The sequence below is a fragment of the Sporosarcina sp. genome (assembly GCF_029257255.1).
Classification (GTDB): Bacteria; Bacillota; Bacilli; order Bacillales_A; family Planococcaceae; genus Sporosarcina.
In genome coordinates this window covers 1-10,564 of sequence record NZ_JARICI010000048.1, presented here as the reverse complement: position 1 = coordinate 10,564, position 10,564 = coordinate 1, and the positions used below count along the sequence as shown (strand labels likewise).

Annotated in this window: 11 protein-coding genes and 1 pseudogene; all 12 read right to left on the bottom strand. The window is 44.1% G+C overall.

The window, feature by feature from the left end:
- Window positions 1-169: pseudogene (gene qcrB, locus Q1J64_RS09955) on the bottom strand (menaquinol-cytochrome c reductase cytochrome b subunit); the annotation flags it as partial.
- A 22-nt stretch (window positions 170-191) separates the two neighbouring features.
- A complete protein-coding gene (locus tag Q1J64_RS09950) occupies window positions 192-695 on the bottom strand; it encodes a Rieske (2Fe-2S) protein (protein WP_301108912.1) in 504 nt (167 codons plus the stop codon).
- Between the two features lie 321 nt (window positions 696-1,016).
- Complete coding sequence (locus Q1J64_RS09945) at window positions 1,017-1,466, bottom strand: DUF2487 family protein (RefSeq protein WP_301108911.1); 450 nt, start codon at window positions 1,464-1,466, stop codon at window positions 1,017-1,019.
- A gap of 91 nt (window positions 1,467-1,557) precedes the next feature.
- Complete coding sequence (locus Q1J64_RS09940; RefSeq protein WP_301108910.1) at window positions 1,558-2,112, bottom strand: ReoY family proteolytic degradation factor; 555 nt, start codon at window positions 2,110-2,112, stop codon at window positions 1,558-1,560.
- A 1-nt stretch (window position 2,113) separates the two neighbouring features.
- Window positions 2,114-3,379 carry a tetratricopeptide repeat protein gene (locus Q1J64_RS09935; RefSeq protein ID WP_301108909.1) on the bottom strand — a complete coding sequence of 422 codons (1,266 nt, stop codon included), beginning with the start codon at window positions 3,377-3,379 and terminating at the stop codon, window positions 2,114-2,116.
- A 27-nt stretch (window positions 3,380-3,406) separates the two neighbouring features.
- Entirely contained in the window at window positions 3,407-4,702 is a 1,296-nt protein-coding gene (gene aroA, locus Q1J64_RS09930; protein ID WP_301108908.1) for a 3-phosphoshikimate 1-carboxyvinyltransferase, read from the bottom strand.
- 33 nt (window positions 4,703-4,735) lie between these two features.
- On the bottom strand, window positions 4,736-5,848 hold the full coding sequence (locus Q1J64_RS09925; RefSeq protein ID WP_301108907.1) for a prephenate dehydrogenase: 1,113 nt from the start codon (window positions 5,846-5,848) through the stop codon (window positions 4,736-4,738).
- 12 nt (window positions 5,849-5,860) lie between these two features.
- Window positions 5,861-6,952 (bottom strand): histidinol-phosphate transaminase, encoded by a 1,092-nt coding sequence (hisC, locus tag Q1J64_RS09920; protein ID WP_301108906.1) that lies wholly within the window; start codon window positions 6,950-6,952, stop codon window positions 5,861-5,863.
- Between the two features lie 32 nt (window positions 6,953-6,984).
- Complete coding sequence (gene aroH / locus Q1J64_RS09915; protein ID WP_301108905.1) at window positions 6,985-7,350, bottom strand: chorismate mutase; 366 nt, start codon at window positions 7,348-7,350, stop codon at window positions 6,985-6,987.
- On the bottom strand, window positions 7,347-8,453 hold the full coding sequence (gene aroB, locus Q1J64_RS09910; RefSeq protein WP_301108904.1) for a 3-dehydroquinate synthase: 1,107 nt from the start codon (window positions 8,451-8,453) through the stop codon (window positions 7,347-7,349). The genes aroH and aroB overlap by 4 nt, the downstream gene beginning before the upstream one ends.
- Before the next feature lies 1 nt (window position 8,454).
- Window positions 8,455-9,636: a chorismate synthase gene (gene aroC / locus Q1J64_RS09905; protein ID WP_301108903.1), complete on the bottom strand. Its 1,182-nt coding sequence runs from the start codon at window positions 9,634-9,636 to the stop codon at window positions 8,455-8,457.
- Window positions 9,637-9,661: 25 nt separating this feature from the next.
- Window positions 9,662-10,432: a CheR family methyltransferase gene (locus Q1J64_RS09900; protein ID WP_301108902.1), complete on the bottom strand. Its 771-nt coding sequence runs from the start codon at window positions 10,430-10,432 to the stop codon at window positions 9,662-9,664.
- Window positions 10,433-10,564: the final 132 nt, after the last annotated feature.

The window sequence follows — 10,564 nt, the reverse complement described above, 5'->3', positions numbered from 1 at the left end:
AGATTTGAATCACCGTAACGAAGAACGTCAAACCTCCGAAACAATAGATGAATGCAGAAAAATGATGTGCAGGGTTTACGTGCTCAGGTACTTCATGGTCAGCGATATCTCGCCAAATTGGAGTGATATCTAACCGTTCATCCTCCCAATCATAAATTTTATTTAACACTGTGGTCGTACCCCCTTACCCTTTAGACTAATGTGTTCGGTATTGTTGTACCAAGATAGACAAACCCGTCAACGATTTCCACTTCATACTCATCAAGCGGTCCAAGTGGCGGTGTTCCTGGTATATTGGCACCATTTTTTTTGTAACGTCCTGCGTGACATGGGCAGAAAAACTCATTTTTATGCTCGTCGCCTTCCCAGTTAACTGTACACCCAAGGTGCTTACAGACTGGAGAAAGTGCGATGACCTTGTCGCCTTCTTTGTAAACCCAAGCTGTGTTTGATTCGTCAGAAGTATACCATGCGTCTTGACGGTCTTTAATTGTATAGTCTACTCGAACCGGAGTTTCCGTCAACTCAGCCTCTTTTTGTGGTGTCGGGATAAAATCCGAACTGCCAGCACTCGCCAATACAGGATCAATTGCAAAGCGAATCATCGGCATCAGCATCGCAGAAGCCATGAACCCACCAGTTCCCATTAGTGTATAGCTCAGGAACGTGCGTCTAGACACTTTATTGCTCATCAGTAATTTCCCTCCTCTTACTCCAAAGTCAGTCCCACGGACATTCTTTTGCTAATTATAATACTAGGACATATCTATGATATATCAAGATGAAAGTAAATTCAATAATGCTTTTAGTAGGCCTTTAAGTTTGTGAACAAATATTAAGATTTGGTGACAAACGAGAACAGTTCTTAAATATTTCTTAAATAGACCGTTTACAAAAGCTATGCAGTCTGAAAAAAGGACTTGCAGCAAGGTAATTTACTTGTCAGCTGTAACGAAAAAGAATTTTTCATCTTATCTACTCAATGTTGCACATAAAACCATTTTTCATTCGTTTTCTTACTGCACGTTCCATTTCTCCATGAAATGCGTCAGAACTTGTCTCAGCTGGTCCTCCATAATCGTTTGGCGCAGATGGTCGTCCATCGTCTCAAGTGGGATAGAAGGCAGCCAGATCACTTTCTCATCGGTAGAAACACTTGTCCACTTCGGATCAGTAGTCAGATAGAAAACATGCGGAAAAGAAGACTGTTTCAAATCTTCTGAGAGAGTGTCTGCCAGTTGTTGAATGTTCGTTGACTGTGTATACGATACAGGAGGCAGGAACATCATCCGTCCTTTAAATTGTTTTTCAATGAATTTTGAAAGATTCATCAGAAATTCTGAGGAGGACGCACTGTTTTTCATTGTTTCCGGCTTCGTATCGACGGCGATCAACGGTACTACTACGGTGTCAATGTACTCCTTTTGGTTGATATATGTATCCACATCTTTTGGAACCCAGTTCATATTCATTCCTCCCTCAATGCTTCCTAAAGTCTAGCGCATATTTTACCGCAAGGCAAACCAATGACTTCACCGGAAGTGGCGAAGTCATTGGTCATTGGCCCTTATCTTTTTTCATTTCATTCAGAAGTGCCGTCAAGCTGATAAAAAGTTCGCGATCGCCCTTATCGAGCGCTTCGTCAATTCGTTTCATCAGCATCTCATTCGTCATTAGCGTCACGCTTTCTTCCAACAGACGCTCAGCGATTTCCTGATCCTTCCGTTTGGTCAGCAGGTCTTCCGGTAGATATGGATTTTCTTCTGCAACACTGGCATATTCTGGACACTTATTGCTGTTTTTAAAATTCAGCTGAATGTACATTTTTTCATCCGGATGAAGCCGTAAGTCGTGAAATGATTTTTCAGCATCAGCAGTCATTAAGTTTCCTTTATAAAAACGAAATGGAATACTGTCTACTTCCGTGGTGGAAATTATCATTGCCCGCGGACAATGATGAGCTTCGTCTGTAAAGTGAACATTGGTCAATAAATGCTCATTGCTAAGAAGATAATTTAAAATCCATACACATTCCCGGCGCTTTAGCCGATAGCGCTTTAAAAACCACCTTAAAAAGTCTTTCTTAGCGGTTACAGGAACCATGGCATTCATTTCACACCTCCTCTTCAGATTGCCCTTCGAGATACACCTTCCATTCTTCAGCCTCTGGAGCAATTTCCACAAGCTTCCGAATTACCTTCAGTGCTTCAGTTTGCTTACCTTCTTCCAATAAAAACTTCGCATACTGATCCATGAAGCCGGCATCCTCTTGCATTCCATCATATGCTTTCCTATACATTTCATATGCCTCTTTATAGTTTTCAATACGTTCATATGCATATGCCAGAAACGCATGCAGCAGTGGAATCTCTAATTGATCCGCTTCTGAATAGGTAAGCAATTCGATCAACGCATCATCATTTTCCTGCTGATCGTACAAGGAAGCTAGCGTAACGAGGGCATCAATATATTCAGGATCCAGCACAAGTGCCTCTTTCAGATAACGCTCTGATTCTTGCGGCAACTGAAGTTTGAGAGCAGACTTTCCTGCTGCAAGCTGAAGTTCTTTATCATAAGTATCCCGCTCAATCCCCTTCTGGAATAGTTCCAGTGCCTGTGCGTCTTCATTCAGATGCGAATGGCTTTGTCCCGCCAGCATATAGGCAGAGAAGTAATCAGGGTCCATTTCGAGAAGCTGCTCCAGTTTGTTGAGCGCGTCTGTATACCGCTCTGTCTGATAATATGCCAGACCGATTCCAAATAATTCATTCGGGTTCGTTTCCTGGTCCAGCAGCTCTTCGTAGTAAGGAATTGCTTCCTCGTAGGCCGCTCCTGCACTGTAAGCTTCTGCGAGACGCGAAGACAAGCGTACCCCCGCAATTTCATCCGTCTTCTCATGTAGCTTCTGATAAATTCTCACCGCTTCACTGTATCTACCGGAATCCAGCAGCAATTCTGCTTCTGCCAGCTGGATCACCGGTTCGTGAGGGGCCAGTGTGCTCGCTTCTCGGACTTTAGAAAGTGCTGTTTCTGCGAGACCGATCGTCTGATAATAATCCGCCTGTGCAAGTAGTGCCTGAGCATATTCTTCGTCTTCGGGCTTTATTTCCGTCAGCAATAGCAATGCGTCATCTTCTTCGCCGAGTTCCAATAACACAGCAGCACGGTCAATCTTCAACTGAGCTTCATCCGGTAAGAAATCAAGCAACTGAGAAAAAATAGCGTCAGCCTGGCTGAGAAAACCATAATCTATAAAGAGATTTGCCGCATCATACAGCTGATCAAACTCTGTTGAGGCTTGAAGTTTTTCTATTCTATCGTTGAGGGATTCCAAATCCCCATCCAATAAAAGTTGCTCCAGTTCCTGCAATGTATTCATTATTTCACCTGAGCTTTCTGTAAATCTTTATACGTTCACTAGACTCTCTAGATCTTCGAAGAATTGCGGATACGAAATCGCAATACAAGAAGGATCGTCAATATGAACAGGGCCATCCGTTATTAGACCTGAAACAGCTGCCATCATACCGAGACGATGGTCCCCATATGATGCAAGCGTGGCACCATGCAGCTGGGTCGGTCCACTAATAATCATTCCGTCCGGCGTTGTCTCAATATTCGCCCCGAGCTTTCGGAGTTCAGCCGCGACCGCTTCAATTCGGTCCGTTTCTTTCACCCGCAGCTCTTGTGCGTCCTTAATCACTGTCCGACCTTCCGCCTGCGTCGCCAACAGAGCGAGTACGGGCAATTCGTCTATCAGTCTCGGGATGAGCTCACCGCCAATTTCTGTCGCCTTCAGCTTCGAATGTCGTATTCTAACAGTTCCATACCGTTCACCATCAAAACCTTGCTCGTCTGACAGCTCCATCTGGACACCCATTGCTTCCAATACATCCAGTATACCTGTCCGTGTCGGATTCAAGCCAACTTTTTCAAACGAAACGTCGCTGTCCGCTGTCATTGCAGCCGCAACCATGAAGAAAGCGGCAGATGAGATATCTCCAGGCACTACCACATCTGTGCCGGTCAATTGCTGCCTGCCTTTTATGCGGATCGTTTTTCCGTCTTGAGATAGTTTAGCACCGAACTGACGTAACATGCGTTCTGTATGATCTCGTGAAACATCTGTTTCGGTAACAGTTGTCTCACCTTCCGCCTGAAGTCCCGCCAATAAAACAGCGGATTTCACTTGGGCACTTGCTACAGGCATCTGATAATCTATTGCCTGCAGCTTCGATCCTTGTACAGTAAGCGGCAAGTAATCTTTCTGCGCTTCGTTAGTAATGGCAGCGCCCATTAAGGCAAGTGGTGCAGTTACACGTTTCATTGGACGTTTGGTTAAATACTGATCGCCACACATTGTGGACGTCACGGATGATCCCGCTAAAATACCGAGCATCAGACGGGCTGTGGTACCGGAGTTTCCAGCGTCAAGCTTCTCAGCTGGCGTTTTCCAGCCGGCAATTCCGGGACTATCCACTTGAACGGCGGTCCCTTCACGCGTTATAGAAACCCCCAGCTGCTGAAACATGCTGATCGTGCTCAGACAATCTTCGCCGTCGAGGAAACCTGTAATGGATGTCTTGCCTTTTGCGATGGAGCCAAGCATCACCGCGCGATGAGAAATAGATTTATCCCCTGGTACTTGCAATGTTCCACGAAGGACGGGCTGTTCGAATGAAATTATCTTTTCTTCTGGCATCTCGCTCTCCTCCTTCAAAATGAAATTGCTGAATCAAAGTACGTGCATAGAGTAATCCGTTTTCTTCGACAGCACTTGCCGAGCACGTTTTCGCTCTGTTGCGGATTGGAAACTGATTACCAAAATACCGTATACGTCTGTTCTCGTTTCCACGATTCGAATATTTGTCAAACTGATATCCGCATCTGCCAGAATCTTAGTGATTTCTGAAATGACCCCCGGATGGTCAGGTATGTCGATATGCAAATCAAATGTCATATAGAGTGCGCCTTGAGTTGCCCCATCGTAAGTCGAAGGCAATTGATCACGGTATTCTTTTGCTTGACTAAAGAAATTATATATATGATCGGAATTGTTTTCCACAAGCATCTCGCGGATATTATTCATCTCACCCATCCAGCCGTCTACTTGCGACAGCAGCTCTTCCCGATTTTGAATGGTAATATCCCGCCACATGATCGGATCTGCGGATGCAATGCGCGTCAAATCACGGAATCCGCCTGCCGCCAGTCTTTTGACGAAGGGCTGTCCTTCTTCCTGTGCAGCTAAACGGCCGACTAATGAAGACGCCACAATATGTGGGAAGTGACTGATAATCGCGGTCATGCGGTCATGCTCCTCCGCCTGCAAGACAATCAATTTCGCTTTTGTTGATTCCAATAGATTTTCAAATTGAGTAATTTGTTGTTCTGTCGTGGAATCATTAGGCGTCAAAATATAATAGGCATTTTCAAAAAGATGTTCCATCGCAGCCGATACACCGCTTTTATGTGAACCTGCCATCGGATGACCCCCGATGAAATGAATACCTTTCTCCTTAAGTGCTTCTGCAGCCTGCATAATTGGCTTTTTGGTGCTTCCAGTATCTGAGACAATCGCATGTTCTTTGAATTCCCAATTAAGCGCTTCTTCAAAAAGAGCGACTGTCGTATTTACCGGTGTCGCGAAAATGACAAAGTCAGCCTGTTCACAGGCTGATTTTGCTGAAGGTGCGACTGAGTCAATGATTCCCCTGCGGAATGCTTCGTCTGCGGTCGCATATGAACGGTCAAAACCTATTACATGTACATCGGGATTTCTTTTCAGGGCCAGACCGAGAGATCCTCCGATCAGGCCGAGTCCTATAATACTTACAGTCGTTTTCATTGTCATCTATCCTTACTTTAAAGTTAATAATACATCGAACGCTTTAAATAAATCCGTATTCTGCTGTTCCGTCCCTATCGTGATCCGGACAAATCCCGGTGTTCCCAGCAAATTACCGCTGCGGACGATAAATCCGTGTTGCAACAGCACTTCACAAGCTTCATCTGCATCAACCGGCACTTCAATCAAAACAAAGTTTGTCTCGGAAGGATAGATTGCAAGGGTGTTTTTCTTGGCATACTCCACATATCTCTTTCGTTCCATGTCATTTTTCGAAACACAGTTCTGTAAGAATTGCTGATCCTCAAGCGCCACTTCTGCTACAGCCAGTGCAAGCGAGTTATTATTAAACGGATTTCGCACTTTATTTAATGCTGCTACATGATCTTTATTCGTCACGGCATACCCTAAACGGAAGCTTGCCAGTCCGTAAGCTTTAGAGAATGTACGCATAACAATCAAGTTATCATAGTCATGAATCCACTTCAGTGAATCTTCTTGATTTGGATTTGTAACGAATTCAAAGTACGCTTCATCCAGTACGACGAGTGCAGTCTTAGGTGCACGATCTAAGAAGTCTTTGACCGCTTTACTAGAAAGGAGATTACCGGTAGGATTATTGGGATTGCACACCCAAATAATTGCCGTATCCTCATCCGCTGCCCGTAAAAATCCTTCTAAGTCGTGATCTCCATTTTCAAGAATAGGAACTACCCGCATTTCTGCGCCTTCAATCTTTGCATTATGTGCATATTGAGGGAACGTCACATCCGCCATCACCGTATTGGTTCCTGACTGCAATAAAGCACGGGAAAGAATCGTTACCATTTCATCAGAACCGTTACTGAATAAAATTTCAGTTGGATCTATTTGATGGAACTCTGCTAATTTTGTTCGCAAACCTGCCGTATAAACATCTGGGTACATTTCAAATTGATCAGCTTTCGAACGTAAATATTCCGCAACGGCGGGAGATGAACCGTAGGGATTTTCATTGGATGCGAGCTTGTTCACATCCTGGAGTCCGTATGTACGTTTTACTTCGGTAATCGAACGTCCTGGTGCATAAGGTTTCATCGTTGATAAGACAGGCTTCCAATTCATAAGCCGGGTCACCTTCCTTTATGAGTAATCAATTATTTTTGCAGATCTGGCCGCAGCTGAACTGCTTTATTCTGGTAGATATGTTGAATCTCATGCTGTTTTTTCTCACTGTTAACGTTCATCATGACACGGATGCATTTACGCATAGAGCCTGGCACATCGATTTCATGCGTGCACATGACTGGCACATACGTCCAGCCTTCGATTGATCGAATTGATTTAGCAGGAAATGCCGCTTTTACGTCCATTGTCGTTGAAACAACGATAGATGCAATATCTTCAGGTTCAAATTCGTTAGCTTTCGCCATTTCCAGCACCAATTCTTCTGTGGCCAATAAAATCTCCTGTGCATCATCCTGTTCTACAGTCGTTGCACCTCTAATCCCTCTAACCGTCACACAATTCCCCCGCTTTCCAGTCTTTGCTTAAACTCTTCAAACACTTCCAGACACTGTGCCGTGCTGATTTCCTGAACGAACGGCTGCCCGACTTCTTTCAGCAAAACAAAATTCATCTTTCCGAATGAAGCCTTTTTATCTTTCTGCATATAAGATAGCAACTCTTCGAACGAATAAGAAAATACCGACTCAAATGTATAACCGTTATGCTTGGCAAATCGCAGATAACGATTTGTAAATTCAGACGGAATATCACCGTGTTTCTCACTTAAAATAAACGCATAGCCCATTCCGATCATGACACACTCTCCGTGACTGAGACTGCCGAATCCTGATGCAGCCTCAACAGCATGGCCAAATGTATGGCCGAAGTTTAAAAACTTTCGAGTCGAATGTTCAAATTCATCTTCTCCAACGATTTGCGCTTTCACTTTGATTCCCTGCAGCAGTTCTTTTTGCAGCCATTCGATCGAAGGTGCTGAAAATTGCTGTTCATTTAGAAGTTCATCTGACCAGCTGGCATCTGAAATAAAAGCATGCTTGATCAGTTCTGCCATCCCCGAACGCATTTCTGAAGCTGGTAATGTCTTAAAGACATCCGTATCAAACAGCACTGCAGAAGGCTGGTGGAAAGATCCGACCATATTCTTCCCTTCCGGCATATTGATCGCCGTCTTGCCGCCTACTGCACTGTCATGTGCGAGTACAGTTGTAGGGCATTGTATAAAACGGATCCCCCGCATAAACGTCGCTGCTACGAAACCTGTCAAATCTCCACACGCGCCCCCACCAAACGCAAGGAGAAGGGAGTTCCGTGTAAACCCTTCCTTCAGCAAAAATGACTGGCACTCTACATAGACATCAGGGGTTTTACAGCGTTCTCCGCCCGGCACGATCTTGACGGAAATCTCACGTCCTGTTTTAGCCAGTGCGTCCTTCAGTAAAGGCAGATGCAATTTAGCCACATGAGCATCTGCAATAATTCCGATCTTGTCGGTACTGCTGATCAAATCAGCGTATTCAGTGGCAAACAGCTCGTACGTGTTCGAACCGACATGGACATTGTACGTATGTTCTTTGACGGAAACAGTTAATTTCTCCATCTTAAAACTCCTTTACATACTGTCTATATTGTTCAATATCTTTCTGGAGACCTTCCATTGTATCAGAACGGAATTCTTCCATAATCGCTTTCGCCATTTCTGTCGCAATCACATGCTCTGCAACAACAGAAGCTGCAGGCACCGCACAAGGATCTGAACGCTCAATTGTCGCAACGAATGATTCTTTAGTGTCGATATCAACACTTTCAAGCGGCTTATAAAGAGTAGGAATCGGTTTCATGACACCACGCACCACGATAGGCATTCCTGTTGTCATGCCGCCTTCTAATCCACCTAAACGATTCGACTTACGGTAATAGCCCAATTCTTCGTTCCAGCTGATTTCATCATGCACTTCACTGCCCGGCATTTTAGCCATATCAAACCCTAGACCCACTTCAACACCTTTGAATGCATTGATACTCATCATCGCGCCCGCTAATTTACCGTCCATCTTGCGATCAAACTGCACATAGCTTCCGATTCCTGGAGGGCAGCCTTCGATAATTACTTCTACGACACCGCCAAGTGTATCTCCGCGTTTTTTTATATCATCGATTGCTTCCGTCATTTTAGCGGAAGCTTCTTTATCCGCGCAGTAGACCGGATCTTCTTCTACGATCTCCCGTAATTCTTCCATAGATAAATTTGCGTATGTAGCAGGATCCGTTTCAATTCCTCCGATTTCCGTTACATGCGCTACTGTATGGATGTCTAATTGGCGTAAAAATTGCTTAGCCACTGCACCAATCGCTACACGCATCGTCGTTTCACGTGCAGATGAACGTTCCAGTACATTTCGCAAATCCCGGTGACCATACTTCATGCCGCCTACTAGATCTGCGTGACCTGGACGAGGTCTCGTAATCTGGCGTTTCACATCTTCAGGATTCACATCTTCTCCGAGCGGTTCAACGCCCATAATGGATGTCCAATGTTTCCAGTCATCATTAACGACAGTCAGTGTCACCGGTGAACCGATCGTTTTCCCGTGACGTACGCCTGAGGAAATTTCCACGCGGTCTTTTTCAATCTGCATACGACGTCCTCTTCCGTGTCCGCCCTGTCTTCTTTTTAGTTCTTTGTTGATCATTTCAGCCGTCAATTCCATCTGTGCAGGAAGTCCTTCGATGATGGCTGTTAATTGCGGACCATGTGATTCTCCAGCTGTGATAAACCGCATGTTCTTTTCCTCCTTTGAATTAAATTTATTTTTTACGGTAGAAAAATGTATCCATTGATTCGAAACCATATTTTTCAGGATTGAATATTTGCTCAGTACTGCCGACAAATAACACCCCGCCAGGTTTCAATGCTTTAGAAAAATTCGTATAAATTTGATCTTTCGCTTCTTCAGTGAAATAAATCATGACATTTCGGCACACAATCAAGTCATAATTCGTATCATAGCGATCTTCCAATAGATTATGTTGTTTAAACGTGACAGTTTTTTTGATTTCATCTGATACTTGATACGACTGCCCTTCTCTGACGAAATATTTAGCGACAATCGGTTTCGGCACTTCCTTCAATGAACGTTCGCCATATAAACCGACTTTCGCCCGGTCGATTACGCCCAAATCCAAATCGGTAGCCAGTATGGAAATATCCCGCAGCGGCACGTGTGAGGATAATACCATCGCTAAGGAATACGGCTCTTCACCCGTAGAACAGGCAGCGCTCCAAATCTTCAGTCGCTTATTATTTTGCAAAAGCTCTGGAAGTATCTTCTTTTCCAGTACATTCCAACGCACTGCGTTGCGGTAAAATTCTGACACATTAATCGTCATGCGGTCCAAGAATTCATCCAACAGTTCTTGATTGGATTGAATAGCCTGAAAATATTCTTTGAAATCTTTAAAACCCTTTTTCTCATATAAAGAAGTAAGTCTCCTTTTCATCTGGGCTTCTTTATATAAAGATAAGTCAATGCCAGTTTTCTTCTTGATCCCTTGAATCAAAATGGAATAATCAGACATTTTACATCCCCCTTTGCTGCCTATCATTCTATGTACGTTCCTATTATAGCGGAAATTGTATAGCGTATGTATAACAAAAACAGCCAGGCGAAAATCGCTCGGCTGTTTTTGGCAATTAGTTAATCCAGCTGT